At 67.7% G+C, this 18135-nt stretch carries 16 protein-coding genes; 3 read left to right on the top strand and 13 right to left on the bottom strand.

Annotated elements, in window-relative coordinates:
- Positions 1-184: 184 nt before the first annotated feature.
- Both CXR42_RS17730 and CXR42_RS17725 read right to left on the bottom strand, forming a co-directional pair.
- Positions 185-1852 carry an amidohydrolase gene (locus tag CXR42_RS17730; protein ID WP_103258908.1) on the bottom strand — a complete coding sequence of 556 codons (1668 nt, stop codon included), beginning with the start codon at positions 1850-1852 and terminating at the stop codon, positions 185-187.
- A 95-nt stretch (positions 1853-1947) separates the two neighbouring features.
- The gene (locus tag CXR42_RS17725; protein WP_103258907.1) at positions 1948-2925 is read right to left on the bottom strand and encodes an agmatinase; all 978 of its coding nucleotides are present in this window, start codon (positions 2923-2925) and stop codon (positions 1948-1950) included.
- A 162-nt stretch (positions 2926-3087) separates the two neighbouring features.
- On the opposite strand from CXR42_RS17725, the gene CXR42_RS17720 reads away from it, so the two are divergent.
- Positions 3088-3468 (top strand): bactofilin family protein, encoded by a 381-nt coding sequence (locus CXR42_RS17720; RefSeq protein WP_103258906.1) that lies wholly within the window; start codon positions 3088-3090, stop codon positions 3466-3468.
- Here CXR42_RS17720 and CXR42_RS17715 read toward each other — a convergent pair.
- The 7 genes from CXR42_RS17715 to CXR42_RS17675 form a co-directional block, all read right to left on the bottom strand.
- Positions 3465-3890 (bottom strand): PaaI family thioesterase, encoded by a 426-nt coding sequence (locus CXR42_RS17715; RefSeq protein WP_103258905.1) that lies wholly within the window; start codon positions 3888-3890, stop codon positions 3465-3467. The genes CXR42_RS17720 and CXR42_RS17715 overlap by 4 nt on opposite strands.
- Positions 3891-3956: 66 nt before the next feature.
- Positions 3957-5474: a DUF1963 domain-containing protein gene (locus CXR42_RS19410; RefSeq protein WP_146038104.1), complete on the bottom strand. Its 1518-nt coding sequence runs from the start codon at positions 5472-5474 to the stop codon at positions 3957-3959.
- Between the two features lie 32 nt (positions 5475-5506).
- On the bottom strand, positions 5507-6703 hold the full coding sequence (locus CXR42_RS17695; RefSeq protein ID WP_180996103.1) for an MFS transporter: 1197 nt from the start codon (positions 6701-6703) through the stop codon (positions 5507-5509).
- 208 nt (positions 6704-6911) lie between these two features.
- Positions 6912-8381, bottom strand: a complete 1470-nt coding sequence (locus tag CXR42_RS17690) for a carboxypeptidase M32 (protein ID WP_103258903.1) — start codon at positions 8379-8381, stop codon at positions 6912-6914.
- Positions 8378-9547: a heme A synthase gene (gene ctaA / locus CXR42_RS17685; RefSeq protein ID WP_103258902.1), complete on the bottom strand. Its 1170-nt coding sequence runs from the start codon at positions 9545-9547 to the stop codon at positions 8378-8380. The genes CXR42_RS17690 and ctaA overlap by 4 nt, the downstream gene beginning before the upstream one ends.
- Before the next feature lie 118 nt (positions 9548-9665).
- Positions 9666-10022, bottom strand: coding sequence for a DUF2200 domain-containing protein (locus CXR42_RS17680; protein WP_103258901.1), 357 nt, complete (start codon positions 10020-10022; stop codon positions 9666-9668).
- Positions 10023-10080: 58 nt separating this feature from the next.
- Positions 10081-11310 (bottom strand): lytic murein transglycosylase, encoded by a 1230-nt coding sequence (locus CXR42_RS17675; RefSeq protein WP_103258900.1) that lies wholly within the window; start codon positions 11308-11310, stop codon positions 10081-10083.
- Between the two features lie 115 nt (positions 11311-11425).
- Here CXR42_RS17675 and CXR42_RS17670 point away from each other — a divergent pair, with 115 nt between their 5' ends.
- Complete coding sequence (locus CXR42_RS17670) at positions 11426-13702, top strand: DUF1963 domain-containing protein (protein WP_146038103.1); 2277 nt, start codon at positions 11426-11428, stop codon at positions 13700-13702.
- A gap of 21 nt (positions 13703-13723) precedes the next feature.
- Here CXR42_RS17670 and CXR42_RS17665 read toward each other — a convergent pair whose 3' ends face one another.
- Together CXR42_RS17665 and CXR42_RS17660 are read right to left on the bottom strand one after the other, a co-directional pair.
- Positions 13724-14758: an acyltransferase family protein gene (locus CXR42_RS17665; RefSeq protein WP_103258899.1), complete on the bottom strand. Its 1035-nt coding sequence runs from the start codon at positions 14756-14758 to the stop codon at positions 13724-13726.
- Positions 14759-14987: 229 nt separating this feature from the next.
- Complete coding sequence (locus CXR42_RS17660) at positions 14988-15725, bottom strand: RNA methyltransferase (RefSeq protein ID WP_103258898.1); 738 nt, start codon at positions 15723-15725, stop codon at positions 14988-14990.
- A 130-nt stretch (positions 15726-15855) separates the two neighbouring features.
- Between CXR42_RS17660 and CXR42_RS17655 the strand changes: the two genes are divergently transcribed.
- Positions 15856-16476 (top strand): thiamine phosphate synthase, encoded by a 621-nt coding sequence (locus tag CXR42_RS17655; RefSeq protein ID WP_103258897.1) that lies wholly within the window; start codon positions 15856-15858, stop codon positions 16474-16476.
- Between the two features lie 33 nt (positions 16477-16509).
- Here the strand turns inward: CXR42_RS17655 and olsA are convergent, their stop codons facing one another.
- Together olsA and olsB are read right to left on the bottom strand one after the other, a co-directional pair.
- Positions 16510-17331 carry a lyso-ornithine lipid O-acyltransferase gene (olsA, locus tag CXR42_RS17650; RefSeq protein WP_103258896.1) on the bottom strand — a complete coding sequence of 274 codons (822 nt, stop codon included), beginning with the start codon at positions 17329-17331 and terminating at the stop codon, positions 16510-16512.
- On the bottom strand, positions 17328-18110 hold the full coding sequence (gene olsB / locus CXR42_RS17645) for an L-ornithine N(alpha)-acyltransferase (protein WP_103258895.1): 783 nt from the start codon (positions 18108-18110) through the stop codon (positions 17328-17330). The genes olsA and olsB overlap by 4 nt, the downstream gene beginning before the upstream one ends.
- Between the last annotated feature and the right edge of the window lie 25 nt (positions 18111-18135).

Here is an 18135-nt window from a genome sequence, read left to right as displayed (position 1 = left end):
TTGCCTCCAGATTGTCGTCGCGGCGTTTCACCACCGCTTCCGTTCCTTCCAGGCTTCGTTTCCGCCGCCGTTCCGTTTCGGTGAGGCGGTATTTACGGAGAGAGGTCGGAACCCGCAAGAGGGAAAATGACAGGAAGATGACGATTTTTTCGAACTTCATTTTTTACCTCATATTTACAAGCACTTAACCAGACGGACCCACCAGGTTTTCCGCATCGTGGGTCACTCGGCCGCCGGCGATCGTCAGGGTGATTCCGGTCTGACCCAGGTTTTGCGGCGGAATCGCCTCGATATCCCCGTCGATCAGGACCAGATCGGCCGCCAGGCCCGGCTTCAGCATCCCCGTCAGCCCTTCCAGATGCGCCGCCCAGGCCCCGCCGGCCGTATAGGCCCGCAGCACCGCCATCAGGTCCACCCGCTCGTCCTGACATCCGTCATAGGGAACCCGGGTCAGCGCCGCCTGAATGCCGCGCATCACGCTGACATCCGTCACCGGCCAGTCGCTGGCAAAGGCCAGGGGCGCGCCATGCTCGGCCAGGGTCCGGGTCAGATAGGCATCCTTCCAGCGATGCGGGTGAAAGACATGCTCCATCGTCGACATCGGGAAGTCCATTGCCCCCGGAGGATGCGGCGGCTGCACCGAGGCCGTGATCCCCAAGGCCCCCAGCCGTGGCACATCCGCCCGGTCGATCAGCTCGATATGTTCGATCCGGTGGCGCAGGTCGGGCCTGCCCGCCGCCTCATAGCCGTCGATGGTCTGCCGCACCGCCCCGTCGCCGATGGCATGGACCGCGATCTGCAGATCCCGGCGCGAGATCTCCTGGCAGATCTCCTTGAACCGCGCATGCTCGAACAATGGCGCGCCGCGCTCGGTCGTGCCGGGATAGTCGTGCAGCATGTAGGCTGTGCGGCTGTCCACCACCCCGTCCATGAACATCTTCACGAACCCGCTTGTCACCCACTCGCCGGTGAACTCCGCCGCCATGGCACTGGCACGGTCCAGTTCGGACAGTTCCATATGCGGCTTGAAATGGAAGGGCACCTTGACCCGGGCGGTCAGACGGCCCTCGGCTTCCATCTCTTTCAGCAGGACGCAGGTGTAGCGGTTGCCGTCCATGTTCACCATGCTGGTGATCCCGTGCATCGCGCAATGCGCCAGGCCCGCCGCCACCTTCTCCTTGTCCTTGGCGCGCTGCGCGGCATCAGGCCAGGGCGAAGGCTCGCCCCCCGTGGCGATTCCCATCTGCAGATGGAGATCGCCGGTCAGCGCCAGCACCGGGCTGAACGCCTCGAACTCCAGCAACTCGCCGGTCGCCGTGCCGTCCGCGCCCATCACCACGACATGCCCCGCCGGCATCGCCGCGCCGTGCAACAGCCCCGCCGCCTGCAACGCGGCCGTGTTCGCCCAGACGGTATGATGGTCCGGCGCCATCATCGCGATGGGCCGATCGGCGATCACCCGGTCCAGGTCCTGCCGCGTCACCGGCCGTCCGAGGATTTCATAGGCCGCCCCCTGCGCCATCAGGAGGGGCAGCCCGGGGTTCTTCGCCGCATAGGCCCGGAACAGCCGCGCCAGCTCGTCAAAGCCCGAGACCCCGCCCAGCTGCAATTGCGACAGCTCGTTGCCGCCAAGCACCAGATGCAGGTGGCTTTCGACGAACCCCGGCAGCAGGGTCCGCCCGCCGGCATCGACCACGCGCACGCCCGGCGCGGCCAAAGCCTCCACCTCGGCCCGACTTCCGACCGCCAGGATACGCCCGCCGCCAAAGGCCACCGCCTCGGCCCGAGGACGCGCCTCGTCCATCGTCAGGACCTTCGCATTGGTGATGATCATCTCGGCCGCAGCAGTCATTTTCTGTCTCCAAATATCCCACGGGTGCAGCCTTGGTTGCGCCATTGGTTCGAGAAACCAAGGCTGCGGGGGGGTGTGAAACCCCCGCTCCGCCCTCAGCCCCGCGCGGCGCGCCCCGAAATCGTCTCCGCCATCACGCACAACATCTCGAACATCAGGCTGATCCCCAGCCAGGCCGTCCCGCCCGACGGATCGAAGGGTGGCGAGACCTCGACCAGGTCCGCTCCCACCACATCAAGGCCCCGCAAGCCCCGCGCCACCTGCAGCGCCTGCCAGGAGGTCGGCCCCCCCACCTCGGGCGTCCCCGTCCCCGGCGCGAAGGTCGGGTCGACAAAGTCGATGTCATAGGTGACGTAGACCGGGCCGGAGCCGACAATCTCCCGCGCCTCGGCCATCACATCATCAGCCCCGCGCGCATGAAACTCGGCGATGGGGATGATGCGGATGCCGTTGGCTTCGGCAAAGTCCCAGTCCTCGCGGCCATAAGCCGTGCCCCGGATACCGATCAGGACATAGCGTTTGGGGTCGATCAACCCCTCCTCCACTGCACGGCGGAACGGCGTGCCGTGATTATAGCGCGAGGTTCCGAAGTAGATGTCGTTCAGATCGGTATGGCTGTCGAACTGGATCATCCCCACCGGACGCGCCTTCGCGACCGCCCGCAGGATGGGAAGGCTGCACAGATGATCCCCGCCCCCGGTCAGGGGCCGGATACCCGCCGCAACGACGCGGGAATAGAACGCCTCCATCCGCGCCATCGAATCCATCAGGTCGGCCGGGTTCGGCGCCACGTCGCCCAGGTCGGCACAGCGGACCAGTTCGAACGGCGCCACCCAGGTCGCCCCGTTCATCGCCCGGATCATCGTGGACAGGTCGCGCAACTGACGCGGCCCGTGGCGCGGGCCCGGCCGGTTCGTGGTCCCCCCGTCCCAGGGCGCGCCGATCAGACCGATCTGCACCTCGCTGAACCGGGGATGGTCGAACGGCACATGCGGCAGCCGCATGAAGGTCGGCACCCCGGCAAAGCGCGGCAGATCGAAACCCGACACCGGCTGAAAGAACCCGTCACCCATGGTCACCCCCTGATTCCCGGCCCCATCTGACCACCCCCGGCCGCCCCTGTCAGGCCGCAAAACGACACCCTTTCGGGGGAAACCCGCCGCCGCGACGACGCGGGCCTTGACCGGCCCGCAGCGATTCCGCCTTATCGGGGCATCTCGCCCAAGGAAGCCGCAATGTTCTCCAAGACCGCCGACCCGACCGCCGCACCCACCCCGTCCCGTCCCGCCGCACCCGGCGGCAATGCCGGACGCTCGGTCCTCGGCGCCGATCTGCGCATCACCGGCGAGATCACGACCACCGGCTCGGTCGAGGTGTTGGGCGAGATCGACGGCAACATCACCGCCAACGGCCTGATCGTCGGGCAAGAGGGGCGCGTCACCGGCTCGGTCAGCGCCCAGACGGTCGAGGTGCGCGGCAAGCTGGACGGCAAGGTCGCCTGCGACAGCTTCACCCTGCGGTCCTCGGCCCAGGTCAAGGCCGACATCACCACCGCCGGCATCGTCATCGAAAGCGGCGCCCAGATCGAGGGCCGGTTCCTGAAAGCCAAGGGCTAACGCGCCGCCGGCGGGATCGAATAGGTCAGGCTCGCCCGCGCCACCGGTTCGGCCGCGCCCTCGCTGAAGACCAGCACATCGCCGACCGCCAGGCTGCGCCCAAGCTTCAACAGCCGCGCCTCGCCCAGAAGGTCACGCCCCGCCACCGGCTTGCGCATGAAATCGACCGAGGCATTGGTCGTCACCGCCAGCGCAATCGGCCCGATCCGGCTCAGGATCGCCAGATACATCGCCACATCGACCAGCCCAAAGATCGCCGGCCCGCTGACCGTGCCCCCCGGCCGCAAGTGCCGCTCGGCCACCCTCAGGCGCAAGGTGATCCCGGCCGCTCCCACCGCCTCGACCGCGAAATCCTCGGCCACCTGCCCGAATTCGCGTGCCAGAAACCCGGTCAGCCCCGCCGCATCCATCGCCACCTGCATCCGCCCGCCCCCTGCTGCGCCACCACCCTGCCGCGAAGCGCCCAGGGGATGCAACGGCCAAGGCCGTCAGCCCCCGTCCATCCGCGCCTCGATGGCGTCGAACCGCCCGGCCTTCAGGTCGCGCGCACTGATATGAACGAACAGCGCCCCCACATCCGCCCACATCCAGCCCATCGGATAGTCCGAGTAGATCTGGAACAACATCCTCATCTGGCTCGGAATGTCCGGCTCCTGGATCACGTCGTGCGGCCCGCCCATCCGGTGCGGTGCCTGCCCGCAGCCGATGCTGCGCAGCATCGGTTCCAGCTCGGCCAGCAACGCGGGCGGGATCATGTCGCGGCCCTTGGCATCGCGCGCGTAAAGGTCCAGCACATCCTCGCGCAGCGCGAATTCCAGCGCCTTCGGATGGCGGCTAAGGAGGTCGGTCTCGACCCGCGAGGCGGTCTGGCCGCGGGTGTCCACATACCAGTTGATCGTCCGCGCCGCCGTCAGCCGCGCCCGGATCGCCTCCCAATCCGCCTGCGGCAGGGCGGCGTCCAGGTCCTGGCCCAAGACCTCGGCCCGCAGCTCGGCCACCAGCCGCGCCTGCGCCAGCACCCAGGCGCGATGCGCCTGCCACGTCTCGGTCACCTCGGCAGCGAACATCACGTCCCGGCCAAAGCCGGAATAGGGCGCAAGCTCCGCCAGGTTGCGCTCATAATCGGCGATCTGCGCACGCAGCCGCTGGAACGCGCCCTGAAACCGTGCCTCGATCGCAGCCAGATCAGGCGGGGCTTCGGCCCGCCGGACCTCCAGCTGCGCCTCGCTGTCCGCCAACTGCTTCTGCACCTCGGCCAGCCTGCCGCGCGCCTTCGCCATCACCCCGGCGACGAAACCCGGCTCGACCACCAGCGGCGTCACCTCGCCCTTCTTCGCCGCGCGCAGATCGGTGTCCATGGCATCGACAAGCCCGTCCAGAAACTGCAGCACCCCGCGCCAGGTCAGCGGCCGCGCCCCATCGGCCACAGTCAGACGCAGAAAGCCCCTCTGCGCCGGTGCCCCATACAGGGTTTCGGCATCCACCGGGCGCGGCGCCCAGACCGTCTCGCCGTCATGCTCTTCGGGCGGGGGCACGTCCTGCACGATTGCATCCACCGGCCAGCGCCGCCACATCTTGGGCAGACCAGGGCGGATCACCGGGCGCGAGGAGTCCACCCGATCGACCATCGCGTTGCGATAGGTGCCCATATCCTCGGGCGGCTCGCGCTCTGGCCCCCTATCGCGCAGATGCAGCACCTGCACATTGCCGCCCTCGTTCTCCTCCTCCATCGAATAGCAGTCGACGAACAAGAGCAGCCACCCCTCACGCGGCCCGATCCCGCCCCACATTCCCTTTGGCAGATCGGCGCAACAGACCTGAGCGACGAATTGCAAGGGCGCGCCGGCTTCGGTTCGCGGCCAGGCGACATCCTCCGGCATTTGCGGCAAGCCGCCCAGCCAGGACCGCGCGGGTTCGTCATACCGGATCGGCACCTGACGCAACAGGATCACCGACTGCGTCTCGGCCCCGCCGCCCGCACCGAACAGATCCTTCAGAAAACTCATCGCAACAACTCCTTGCACCAGACGGCGCAAGATTAGGCAACGGGTCCACCCCGGTCCAGTCGCCCGCGCAACAGGACCGCCGCAATCGCCCAGCCAGCCACAGCCATCGCAAGGCACCCGGCATAGACCAGGACCGGCCCGCCCGCCGTCAGCAGCAGCGCCCCCAGCGCCGGGGCCGCCGCACTGGCCAGGATGGGAGAGATCGCCACCGCGCCCGAGATCGCGCCAAACCCCTCACGCCCCAGGATCTCGGCGATCAGCACCGGGCGCAGGATCGACATCAGCCCCGCCCCCGCGCCCTGCGCCAGCGCAAAGCCAAAGACCAGCACCGGGGCCAGTCCGGCCAGCCACAGGACCGCACTGGCCACCACCACCCCGCCCAGCGCGATCAGCGTGGCCCGCCCGTTGCCGACCCGCGCCTCGCCCAGCATGAACAGCAGCCGGCCCGACACCTGCGCGGGCCCGATGCAAGCCGCCGCCAGCGCCGCCATCCCCGCGCCCGCGCCCCGGTCGGCGAACAGCTCCAGCACATAGGTGATCAGAATGCCGTGGTTCAGCCAGACCAGCCCGAAGCAGGCGACCAGCCCCCAGAACGCCGGCCGCCGCAGCGCCACCTGCAAGACGCCGGGCGGCGTCGGCGCGGGCGCGGCCCCCGCCCGCTCGCGCCGGCGCAGCGACCGCACCGCCCACCAGTTGCAGGGCACCGCCAGCAGCGTGACGCCGACAAAGACCAGCATCCCGCCCTGCCCGCCGAACGCCTCGCCCACCGCATGGCCCAGGGGAAAGGCCAAGGTGCCGGCAAAGCCCGCGACCAGCGTGACCCGGGTGATTGCCGCCCGCGCGCCCTGGCCCAACCGGCGCGTCAGAAAGGCGAAACAGGTCTCATAAAGACAGCCGGCCTGCGCAACACCCACCAGACCCCATGCCACACACCAGACCAGCGGCGAGGGCGCCAGCGCCATCCCAAGCACCCCCAGCGCCGCCAGCACCGGCCCCCAGACCAGCATCTCGCCGCCAAGGCCCCGGTCGACCAGCCGGCCGGTGACCACCGTCAGGCTTGCCATGATCAGAAAGGCCAGCGACGGCCCCAGCGCCAGCGTCGCCTTGGACCAGCCGGTCGCCGCCTCCAGGTCCGGCAGCAGCGCCGGGAAGGCATAGTAGGACCCGGCATAGACCACCGTCTGCCCCACCGCGAGCAGCCAGACCGCCGCCCCGCCCTTCTCTGCCACGCCGCGCCCCTTTCGTATTCGCAAGGTGGGCGAAACCGCCCACCCTACGCCCGTGCCTTGTCAGGCCCCCGCGCCCCATGCCTGCCGCCGCAGTCCTGACCGTCGCGCAAAAGCCGCCGCGACAAATCTTGCGAAACCCTTAACGCCCGCAATCAAGCCCTTGTTCTCAAAGCGTTTACCGCCCTAGTCCACTGTGGACACAGGTGCCCTACACCCCGTAGATCTCGCCGAACTTGGCCTCCAGATAGTCCAGCAGCGGCCCCTCCGACGGCTCGAACCCGCAGGCCCGCCGCACGGTATCGCGGGGCTCATGAAGGCCCCCATGCCGCTGCAGCCGCTCGCGCAGCCACCCCGTCGCCGCGCTGACGTCGCCCTGGGCCATCATCCCGTCCAGCCCCGGAATCTCCGCCCGCAGCGCCTTTACCAGGCAGCCCGCGTAGACGTTCCCCAGCGTGTAGGTCGGGAAGTACCCGAAGAGTCCGCAGGACCAGTGGACATCCTGCAGCATCCCGTTCGACGGCCGATCCACCGCCACCCCGAAGTCCGCCCGGAAGCGGTCGTTCCAGGCGGCTTCCAGATCGTCCACCTGCAACTCACCCCGGATCAGCGCCCGCTCCAGATCGAACCGCATCATCACATGCAGGTTGTAGTGGACCTCATCCGCCTCGGTCCGGATGTACCCCGGATGCACCCGGTTGACCGCCTTGTAGAACGCATCCCCATCCGCGATCCCGAAGTCGCCGAACACCTGCTGCATCCGCCCGAACAGCCACCCGGTGAAGGCCCGAGACCGCCCAAGCTGGTTCTCATAAGACCGGCTCTGGCTCTCATGCACCCCCATCGAAACGCCCTGCCCGATCGGGGTCAGCGCGTAGGCCGGGTCGATCCCCTGCTCATAGGCGGCATGCCCGACCTCGTGGATCGTCGAGTAAAAGCAGTTGAACGGGTCCGTCTCCGAAACCCGCGTCGTGATCCGCACGTCATGGCCGCTGCCGGACGAGAATGGATGCACCGCCAGGTCCACCCGCCCCCGGCTCCAGTCATAGCCGAAGACCGTCGCAAGCTCCCGGCTCAGCGCCATCTGGTCGTCCTGCCCGAAGGTCCCGACGATGCCACGCGGGGCCTCTGCCCCCAGCACGCGTCCCCGCAGCGCCACCAACCGCGGCCGCATCGCATCGAACATCGCCGCGATGGCCGCCCCGGTCATCCCCGGCTCATAGTCGTCGACCAGCGCGTCGTAGGGATCGCCCCCCGCCGCCAAAGCCGCACCCTCGGCCCGTTTCAGCTCCACCACGCGGCGCAGCGTCGGCAGGAACCCCGCCACATCCTCGCGCGACCGGCAGTCCGCCCAGACGCCCTGCGCCAGCGAGACGGTCGTCGCGATCTCTTCGGCCAGCTTCGCCGGAACCTTCATCGTCCGCGCGTAGGACCGCCGGATCTGCCGCAACTGCGCCTCGCCCACCGCATCGGGCGCCACCGCCTCGGCCAGCCACCCAGCCAGCCGGGCATCCGTCCGCCGCGCGTGCAGCACGCCTTCCAGCGCGCCGATCTCCTCGGCCCGCTGGCCGGCGCTGCCCTCGGGCATCACCGTCTCCTGGTCCCAACCCAGCCGGCCGGCGACCTGCGCCAAAGCCTCGGTCTGGCGCTGGAACGCCATCAGATCATCAAACGCGCTCATGCCGTGCCTTTCCGGATCGACCCCGCCAGGGGATATTGCGACAGGTGCCGGGCCCGCAGGATCAGCACCCAAAGGATCACCGCGCCGATCTGGTGGGTGATCGCGACATGGACATGCGCCACGGTCAGGACCGTCGCGATCCCCAGGACCATCTGCACCACCAGCATCGCCATCACCTGGTGGAACGCCGCCTGCGTCGCCTGGTAGCTGGACTTGCGCCCCCGCAGCCAGACCACGATCCCGAACGCCAACAAGAGATAGCCCGACATCCGGTGGATGAACTGCACCAGACCGGGGTTTTCAAAGAAGGCATGCCAGACCGGCAGGCTGCCGCCCTGCCCGTCAGGCACATAGAACGCATCGGCCGGGAAGAACTGGCCGTTCATGTCCGGCCAGGTCGGAAAGGCCCGCCCCGCGTCGATCCCCGCCACCAGCGCGCCAAGGACAATCTGCAGGAAGGTGAAATGCATCAACCCGGTCGAGAGGCCGAAGAGCTTCGCCTCACGCCCGCGACGCGCGGTCATCAATTCGGCCTCGGACCGCCCGAGCAGAAAGACATACCAGCCCAGGAAGCCCAGGATCACGAAGGCCAGCCCCAGATGCGTGGCCAACCGATAGCTCGCCACATCCAGCCTTTCGCCCGAAAGACCGGACGAAACCATCCACCACCCGATCGCCCCCTGCGCGCCCCCCAGGGCACCCAACAGCAACAACCGCCCGGTCCAGCCCGGCGGGATCTGCCGCGCGACGGCAAAGCCCAGGAACCCGACGGCCCAGACCAGACCGATCACCCGGCCCAACTGCCGGTGCCCCCATTCCCACCAGTAGATGACCTTGAACGCATCAAGGCTCATCCCCTTGTTCTGCAACTGGTATTCCGGGATGGCGCGGTACTTCTCGAATTCGGCCTCCCACTCGGCCGCGCTTAGCGGCGGCAGCGCGCCGGTGACAGGGCGCCATTCGGTGATCGACAGGCCCGAGTCGGTCAGACGCGTCAGCCCGCCCACCGCGATCATCGTGGCCACCAGCAGGAACAGCGCCACCAGCCACAGCCGGATGCCGCGCCGCGCGCCCTTGGGCCGGGCGTCGATCCCGCCGCCGACCGGCGCGGCCGGGGCCGTGGTCCCCGCGCCCACCTCTTCGAAAATGCTGCGCTTTCCGGCCATCTCGTCACCCTTCCGCTTCGGGCGGGACAGTATTCCCGGCCCCCGGACCCTTCAAGGCCCTACGACGACCTGCCATTTCACAATGGCCCAAATATCCCCGCCGGAGGCTCTGCCCCCCTCACCCCGCGCCGCCGCGCAGGATCTTGGAGAGCGGCCGGCCGCGGGCCAACTCGTCCACCAGCTTGTCCAGGATGCGGATCTCGCGCATCAGCGGCTCGGTGATCGCCTCGATCCGCACCCCGCAGATCACGCCCGTCACCTGGTCCCGCGCCGGGTTCAGGGCCGGGGCCTGCGCGAAGAAGGCCGCCAGATCGCGTCCGTCGGCCAGCGCCTCGACCAGCCCGGCCTCGGAATAGCCGGTCAGCCAGCGAAGCACCTGGTCCAGTTCCTCGCGGCTGCGCCCCTTCCGCCCGACCTTCGTCACATAAAGCGGGTAAAGCTTGGCAAAGGCCATGCCATAGACCCGATGCGCCATCGGTCCCTCCCTTTCGCAAAGCCAAGGTGGGCGAAACCGCCCACCCTACGCCCGTGCTTCAGCGCAACCGGCGCAAGAGATCCAGCGAGGGCTCGCCGGTCGCCGGCAGCCCCAGGCTGGCCTGATAGGCACTGATCGCGGCCTTGGTCTTGGCCCCGATCACGCCATCGGTGCCCCCGGTATCGAACCCGCGCGCGGTCAAGAGGCGCTGGAGGTCCTGCCGGTCGGCCTTGGTCATGCCACTGGCATCCGGTCCGAACGACGCCTGCACCGGCCCCCGGCCCAGGATGCGGTCCGACAGATGGCCGACGCCGATCGCATAGTTCTGCGCATTGTTGTAGCGCAGGATCGTGGCAAAGTTCTGCGTCAGCAGGAAGAACGGCCCGCCGCCGTCGATGATCGAGCCACCCGCCAGCGCCACCGGCCCGACCGCGCGCACGCCCAGCCCCTGCCACTCGGCCGCCGAGCGTCCCTTGCCGCGACCCAGAAGCCCCCGGTCGAACCCTGCGGGCAGCGTGACCTCCATCCCCCAGGGCAGGCCCCGGGTCCAGCCCGACCGCGCCAGGTAGGCCGCCGTCGAGGCCAGGGAATCCGTCGGGTCCTCGCCCCAGATATCGCGCCGCCCGTCGCCAGTGAAGTCCACCGCATAGGCCAGATAACTGGTCGGGATGAACTGGGTATGCCCCATCGCCCCGGCCCAACTGCCCACCATGCCCTGGGCCGAGACATCGCCCGCCTGCAGGATCTTCAGCGCCGCGACCAGCTGGCCTTCGAAGAACTCGCCCCGCCGCCCGTCATAGGCCAGGGTGGACAGCGCGCTGACCACCGGCACATTGCCGCGTCTCGTCCCGAAAAAGCTTTCCAGCCCCCAGACCGCCGCGACCACATGGCCCTCGACGCCATACCGGCTTTCCACCGCCTGCAAAGTCCCGCCATACTGGGCAAACTTCTGACGCCCAAGGCTGACCCGCTCGTCCGAGGCGGCGATGTTCAGGTAATCCTCCAGCGACCGCTTGAACTCGGTCTGGTTGCGGTCGCGCTCGATCACCTCGGGCAGGAACCCCGCACTGCGGAAGGCCGCATCGACCGTGGCCGGGGCAATCCCGCGCCCGACCGCCCGCCCCTTGAACCCCTCGACCCAGGCATCCCAACCCGCATTCGGCACCGGCCGCGGGGCCGGGTCCGGCGCGCGATACCCGCCGCCGCCTCCGCCCGTGCGGCCCCCGCCAACACAGCCCGCCAGCATCGCAAGCGCCCCCAGGGCCACCATCCGCCGCGTCATCACCATCGCCCGCCTCATTCGTTTCTTGCTGTTGCCGGCAGCCTATCCCAACGGCCAAGATTGCGCCACAAGCCCGCGCTACACGCGGCACACGAATGCCGACAGCAACAGTGACAGTGCCATGATTGACCGCATTTACACCTTCGCCCTCCTCTTCGTCCTTGTCCTGTTTCAGCGCGATCTTCTGGTGGCTGGCGGAATGGTCCTGCTTCTTGCGGTGTTTCTCGTGGCGATCCCGACCTTCGCCTTTGAAGCTCTGGCCCAGTTCCTTGCCCCCCAGTTGCAGCGCGACCTGATCGTCTTTCGCTACAAGCCCAAGCGCGGCGTGCAGAAGCTGATCCGACACCTCTCGCTTGACGTTCCCCGCACCGCCGAAGAGCAGAAGGACCGCGCCCAGCGGCTGGCCAGGGCGGCCAATGCCGTCACCATGCGCCATCCGAATCCGTTTTATGGGCCTGTGCGGCTGAAGCGGCTGGAGAAGGCGCTTGGTGCCAGCCTGATCCCCGCGAACCGCGCCTTTGCGGGTGAGTTGCGGCGGGCCTGGATCGCCCCCAAGCCCGGCCTTTCCCCGGGCGGCCTGATCCTGCACCTGCGCGCCGCCATTGGCCGGGTGCTTTTCGGCCGCTGGCTTGCCGTGGCGCGGACGCAGTCGCTGACGGGGGCGTCGACCGTGGTGTTCGGGCTAAAGACCCACAAACCGGACGAGCCCTGGAAAACCCCCAACTATCCCGACGTAATGACCTTCCTGGCCTGGCGGCAGCTTGCCGACGCGCATGACCTCCGCGCATTCGGTTCAGACCCCGGCTCGCTTCCGCTGCGCGACCAGCGCCTCTTGGCGGCGGTCACCGCGCAACTGCACGGCACGCCGACCCAGGCACTTGTCGCGCGACTTCTCAGCCCGTCGCATTACCGGGCGTTGGCAAAGCTCGCCGCAGACCGCAAGAAATGGCAGCCGTGGCAGGTGACCGAGACGCAGGTTCAGGCCCAGCAGTCTGCCGAACGGGCAACCGAACAGGCGCAGCGACAAGTCTTCCGCAAGGCTGGCTCGCTGACGCCCGATGAGGTCGCAGCACTGGTCAGCGCCACGGGTCAGGACACCATCCTGCTGAACCGCGTCTGGCCACCGGGGGCCGCTGCGCCCGGGAATTCCTGGCTGGGCGGTCTGCCCTGCCTGCCGCCCGACATGGACTGGCCGCGCCACCGCGAAACCGGCCTGCCGTTGCACTTCCTGGCGCAGGTGGATTGCGCCGATCTGCCGACGCTGGGGGGCACGTCACCCCTGCCGCGCGACGGACTTCTGCTTTTCTTCTCCGACCTCGACGAGGAACGGCTTAGCGAAAACGATGCCGTGGTCTATGTGCCGAAATCGCGCCAATCGGTCCCGCCCCGCGCCCTGCCGGATGCCCTGCCGGAAATCGACCATTCTGGGGGCAAGCCCTCGATCTACACCGACGAACCAGGCAAACGGCACTATCCGAAATGGCCGGTCGTGCCCGTGGTGGTCAAGACCTGGGGCGGCGAGACAGAGGCCGACCCCAAGACCTTCAACATCGACTACCTGGAACAGTCCCACGCCGCGCAAGAAGCAAGCATTGCCGCCGTCATGCCGCCGCAGGCGACCTCGTCGCGGATGGGCGACCTCTTCCCCCGCCGCCAGCGCAAGGATGCCTTTGGCAAGACCATCGTCACGGCAGACGGCAAGGCGATCCCTTACACCGTGTTCGACGCGCAAGCCCTTCCGCCCGGCTTCCCCTTCTGCGGCGCGGGTGCCAGGGCCTTCGTGGCGCGGCTTCAGATGCAGGCCGAAAAGCAGGCACGCCGCGCAGCCAGCAGCCGGTCGATGATCACGGCGAAGTGGAACGACACCGAGGAGAAGCGCGCCAGGAAGCGGGCCGAGGCCGAGAAGGAAGAAGCCGGGGCCAAGTCCCTGGCCGACCTCGCCGGCCAGGCGCAGAAGGCGCTGGGCGACCCGCCCGCGCTGGCCCCGATCTCGGCCGAAACATCTGGGCGCCTTCTGCAATGGCTGACCGGCCTGCCTGACACGGCGCCAGACCAGTGCCGGGCGGTCCAGCAGGCCGTGTCGGCTGCGACGCTGGACCTTGCGCGCGCCGCCGTGACGGACCCGGGCCTGCTGCGCGCCCTGCCGCCGGTGGTGTTCGAGATGCATGCAACTTCGCTTGTGCCCTCACCACGCCATTCGCAGCACCTGATGCTTGGCCCGGCGCAGCGCAAGACCAACTCCACAGCTGGGCAGGGCGTGCGGCTCTTGTGCCTCGACAGCGATTACGGCCCGGGGATGATGTTCTGCGACTGCGGCGTGCTGGAATACTGGATCGACCCCAAGGACCTTGCCGCGCGCCGCTTTGACCGGGCGGTGGCGCAGACGGCGGGCAGTTGATCCGGGCGTAAGGGAAGCATGTCAGGGGCCAGTCTTGACTGGCCTCTCGGCAACCCATCTGCGCTTCAAGGCCTGCCGTGCGGGCGTTTCAAGATACCTGAAACTCAGATCCGAGATGGCAAGCACCAGAATCCAACCTGCAAGCATGACGCTGACCGACATCGCTTCCGGGACCGGCTGACCAGAGAACACAAGCACATTGATCGCCATGTAAACCGGCGAATGTACCAGATAGATCGAATAGCTGCGATCCCCGATCCAGCCCAGAATTGGCGCATGCAGCACGGCAATCCGGCTGGATAGACCCACCGCAGCGGGCCAGATCGTCATTGACAGAAGTGCGCCGAAAGCAAAGCGGGGCACCCAGATCACAACGACCCAACCAATCACGGCAAGCGCCAGCCAGAAAGCAAGCGGGGCCGCTTTCGCCCGATAGACCAGCGTTCCGGCGAAAAAGCCGCACAATCCGCGCCCGATGTGGTCCACCCGCGGGTCGATCCACAACGTCGCAAAGAGACCCCCGATGCAAAGTAGCGCAGCCAGTTGCCAGAACCGGGCGGGTGCCAAGACTGCGGCGAAATAGAACAATATATAGCACAATATCTCGACCGAGATCGACCAGGCCGGCGTATTGAAACTCATTCCTTCGTTCAGCCCGGACTCTTGCAACATGAAAAGGTTCAGCAAGAAATGGTAGCCATCGTTGCAGCAGCCCTCCGGCGTCGCCGGATTGCCGACTGCCAGAACTCCGGCTGCGGCTAGCAGCGTGACAAGGTGCAGCGGATAAAGCCTTGCAAAGCGGGCTATGGCAAAGCTTGCAGCGTCGGTCTCGATCCTCCTCTTGGCAAGGTAGACATGGGCGAAGATGAAGCCCGAGACGACAAAGAACAAATCTACCAGCACATAGCCGTAGTCGTGCAGCCAGGTAAAAATCGGCAGCCCGTCCAAGGGCCCTGTCCGATAGACGCCAAGAAGGTGGTGAATATGAAAGACCCAAGCGACCAAAAGCGCGGCGATCCCGCGAAGGGCGTCTATTTCGTCAAGGCGCCCTGCCATATTGTCTCCTGCCCGTGCTGCGGACTATCGGGACCCCGCGTCTCGCAGCATCGTCCGACGTGCCGAAACCTGCAATATCGAAAAGCTGGAGCGGCGGCTGCATTTGCCAAAGCGACCTGGCCGGCCTGAACCCGGCCTTGGGCAAGAAGGTTAACGTTTTCCCAACGGCCACAGCCAAGTCGCTGAAATCATTCAGGCGGACAGATCGTCCAGCGTGGACAACACCGCCCTACTCACCGCCGTTCTTCAGCTTCCAGGCGATCTGCCGCAGCATCCCGTGGAAGGTCTGGACCTCGGCCCGCGTCAGCCCCAGCCGCCCCCACATGTTCCGCAGGTTGGCCTTCATCCCCTCGGCCTTCGTCTCGGGAAAGAAGAACCCCGCCGCCGCCAGCCGCTCCTCGAAATGGTCTGCCAAGCGGTCCACATCCTCACGGCTGGCGAATTCGGTGCGGGCCAGTTCCATGACCGAGGCGGGAACCTCTGCCCCCTGCCGCTGCCATTCATAGCCCAGAAGCAGGACGCACTGCGCCAGGTTCAGCGAGGGGAAGTCGGGGTTCACCGGCACCGTCACGATCGCATTGGCCCGGACGATGTCCTCGTTCTCCAGCCCCGCACGTTCCGGCCCGAACAGGACGCCAACCCGCTTGCCCTCGGCCCCCATCGCGCGGGCCATCTCCATCGCGCGTTCGGGGGTGACGACCTCCTTCACCAACTCGCGCCCGCGGGCGGTGGTGGCGAAAACGAAATCACAGTCGGCAATCGCCCCGGGCAGGTCGGGAAAGAGGCCGGCATGGTCCAGCAGCCGCCCTGCGCCCGAGGCCATAGCGACCGCCTTCGGGTTCGGCCAGCCGTCGCGCGGGCCGACGACCCGCATCCGCTCCAGCCCGAAGTTCAGCATCGCCCGCGCGGCGGCGCCGATATTCTCGCCCATCTGCGGCCGGACCAGGATAAAGACGGGCGGGATCATCGGGCACCTTTCGCGCAAGCCTGGCCGCCAGATAGGCCAGCCCAGCCCCCATGGCAACCCGGCCACCCGACCCTCGCCAAGCCAGCCAAAGGCTGCTAGACGATGCCCACCACCCATCCCGGAGCCCGAAATGGCCGCTGACGACCGCCCGCAGATCACGCTGATCACGCCCCCCGCCTTCGATCCCGAGACCTTTTCGGACCGGATCGGCCGCGTCCTGGACGGGGCCGAGATCGCCTGCCTGCGCCTGTCGCTGGGCACCCGCGACGAGGATATGCTGATGCGCGCGGCCGATGCGGCGCGTGAGGTGGCCCATGCCCGCGACGTGGCGGTGGTGATCGACAACCACCTGATCCTGGCCGAGAGGCTGGGCCTGGACGGGGTCCACCTGACCGACGGGTCGCGCAATGTCCGCAAGGCCCGCAAGGACCTGGGCGGGGATGCCATCGTCGGGGCGTTCTGCGCGGCCTCCAAACACGACGGGATGACGGCCGGCGAGGCGGGCGCCGACTACGTTGCCTTCGGCCCGATTGGCGCGACCACGCTGGGCGATGGCAGCCAGGCCCCGTTCGAGCTGTTCGACTGGTGGTCCGAGGTGATCGAGGTTCCCATCATCGCCGAGGGCGCGTTGACCGCCGAGCTGGTCGCCAAGTTCGGCCCGGTGACCGACTTCTTCGCCGTGGGCGAGGAGATCTGGTCGGCCGAAGACCCGCTTGCCGCCCTGAACGCACTGCTGGCGCCGCTGGGCTAAGACGCGGGCGTAAGGTGGGCGATATCGCCCACTCTACTCTACCGCGTTGACCTGGGCGGTGCGTATAACCCGCTCGCAGTGCAAAGCCAGTTCCTTGCGGTTCTCGAAAGCATCGACCGGAACCTCCGGGTGGAAGATGACCTCGACCCGGCCTTGCCTCCCCGTCGCCAGCAGCTTGACCAGATGGCTGGCGAAATTCATGTCCCCCCACCAGCCATAGTGACGCGCATCCATGCCCGCAGGGGCGTGGAACACCACCGTTACCGGCTGGATATGCATCGACCGGACCAGCGCCGGCTCGAAGAAGGCCTGGAAAAGCGTGCTTTTGAACGGCAGCACGCGGATCGAATCCGTGCTGGTGCCCTCGGGGAAGAACAGCAGCCGGTGGCCCGCGTGCAGGCGAGCCTCGAACATCTCCTGCTGCTTCTTCGCCTCGGTCCCCTTTCTGGCGATGAACACGGTCCCGGTCGCGCGGGCAAGCCAGCCGATGCCGGGCCAGCCTGCCACCTCGGACTTGGCGACGAAATAGACCCGGTCCACCGCGTTCAGGACAAAGATGTCCAGCCAGCCGGAATGGTTCGCGACAATCGCCCCCTGCGCCGTCATCGGCCGGCCATGCACCACCAGCGGCAGGCACAAGACCCAAAGCGCAAAGCGGCAGACGGCCTGCGTGATGAAGGGCGTCACGGGCCGCGCCCGGCCATAAAGCGGCCATTCGACCAGCCGCACCAGAAGCAGGACCAGCAGCCCGCCATAGGTGGCCAGGCCGATCACCGCCCCGCGCCACAGGACACGCAGCCAGCCCAGGGGACCGATCCGCAGCGGCGGCGGCGGCGCATCCTTCCAGCCGCTCATGCCGCAGCCTTCTTGCGGACATAGAAATCGCGATGGCGCGCCGACATCTGGCCGGTGTCCATCACCAGGCAGACATCGGTCGTGTTGAATGCCCGGTCGATCCAGGCCCCGTCTCCGACAAAGCCGCCCAGCCGCAGATAGGCCTTGATCAGCGCAGGCGTCGCGGCCATCGCGGCCTTGCGGTCCAGGCGGTCGGATGGGACCAGGTCCATCTCTTGCCGGTGCGGGGCCAGCGCGCGGACCCGCATCGCCGGTGGCGCCAGGTGGTGATGGTGAAGATAGGACAAGGGTTCGGCCAGGGCTGCCAGATCGGTGCCGTGAAAGCTGGCCACGCCGAACAGGATCTCGATCCCCCGATCCAGCACGTAATCCGCCAGCCCGTTCCACAGATGGAACATCGCCGTCCCGCCCCGGTGGTCCGCATGAACGCAGGACCGCCCAAGTTCCAGCAGCCGCCGGCCCGAGGCCAGAAGCGGCCCTAGATCATATTCGGTCTCGGAATAGAACCGTCCGGCGGCCGCGCGCCGTTCACTGGGCAGCACCCGATAGGCGCCGATCACATGGCTTAGGCTGGCCGGATCGATCCGGCGGTCGACCAGAACCAGGTGGTCGAAATAGGGATCGAAGGCATCCCGCTCCAGCCCCGCCGCGTGATCGACCAGGGGGCCGTCGCCGCCAAGCTCGGTCACAAAGACCTGATACCGCAGGCGCTGCGCCGCCGTCACATCCTGGGCGGAGGTCGCAAGCCGCACGCTGTAGGGAGAGTCTTCGGCAGTCATCTCTGGTCGCTTCAGGCTCGGGGTC

It is taken from the genome of Tabrizicola aquatica (genome assembly GCF_002900975.1).
GTDB classification, from domain to species: Bacteria; Pseudomonadota; Alphaproteobacteria; order Rhodobacterales; family Rhodobacteraceae; genus Tabrizicola; species Tabrizicola aquatica.
Note: the sequence above shows the minus strand (reverse complement) of the source record. Positions and strands in the feature narration are given on the sequence as shown.

Excerpts from the sequence above, each read along its gene's own strand:
- olsA (WP_103258896.1), bottom strand. The coding sequence starts at position 17,331 with ATGAGCGGCTGGAAGGATGCGCCGCCGCCGCCGCTGCGGATCGGTCCC.
- CXR42_RS17660 (WP_103258898.1), bottom strand. The coding sequence starts at position 15,725 with ATGATCCCGCCCGTCTTTATCCTGGTCCGGCCGCAGATGGGCGAGAAT.
- CXR42_RS17655 (WP_103258897.1), top strand. The coding sequence starts at position 15,856 with ATGGCCGCTGACGACCGCCCGCAGATCACGCTGATCACGCCCCCCGCC.
- CXR42_RS17680 (WP_103258901.1), bottom strand. The coding sequence starts at position 10,022 with ATGGCGCATCGGGTCTATGGCATGGCCTTTGCCAAGCTTTACCCGCTT.
- olsB (WP_103258895.1), bottom strand. The coding sequence starts at position 18,110 with ATGACTGCCGAAGACTCTCCCTACAGCGTGCGGCTTGCGACCTCCGCC.
- CXR42_RS17715 (WP_103258905.1), bottom strand. The coding sequence starts at position 3,890 with ATGCAGGTGGCGATGGATGCGGCGGGGCTGACCGGGTTTCTGGCACGC.
- CXR42_RS17725 (WP_103258907.1), bottom strand. The coding sequence starts at position 2,925 with ATGGGTGACGGGTTCTTTCAGCCGGTGTCGGGTTTCGATCTGCCGCGC.
- ctaA (WP_103258902.1), bottom strand. The coding sequence starts at position 9,547 with ATGGCCGGAAAGCGCAGCATTTTCGAAGAGGTGGGCGCGGGGACCACG.
- CXR42_RS17670 (WP_146038103.1), top strand. The coding sequence starts at position 11,426 with ATGATTGACCGCATTTACACCTTCGCCCTCCTCTTCGTCCTTGTCCTG.
- CXR42_RS17665 (WP_103258899.1), bottom strand. The coding sequence starts at position 14,758 with ATGGCAGGGCGCCTTGACGAAATAGACGCCCTTCGCGGGATCGCCGCG.
- CXR42_RS17690 (WP_103258903.1), bottom strand. The coding sequence starts at position 8,381 with ATGAGCGCGTTTGATGATCTGATGGCGTTCCAGCGCCAGACCGAGGCT.
- CXR42_RS19410 (WP_146038104.1), bottom strand. The coding sequence starts at position 5,474 with ATGAGTTTTCTGAAGGATCTGTTCGGTGCGGGCGGCGGGGCCGAGACG.
- CXR42_RS17720 (WP_103258906.1), top strand. The coding sequence starts at position 3,088 with ATGTTCTCCAAGACCGCCGACCCGACCGCCGCACCCACCCCGTCCCGT.
- CXR42_RS17730 (WP_103258908.1), bottom strand. The coding sequence starts at position 1,852 with ATGACTGCTGCGGCCGAGATGATCATCACCAATGCGAAGGTCCTGACG.
- CXR42_RS17675 (WP_103258900.1), bottom strand. The coding sequence starts at position 11,310 with ATGGTGATGACGCGGCGGATGGTGGCCCTGGGGGCGCTTGCGATGCTG.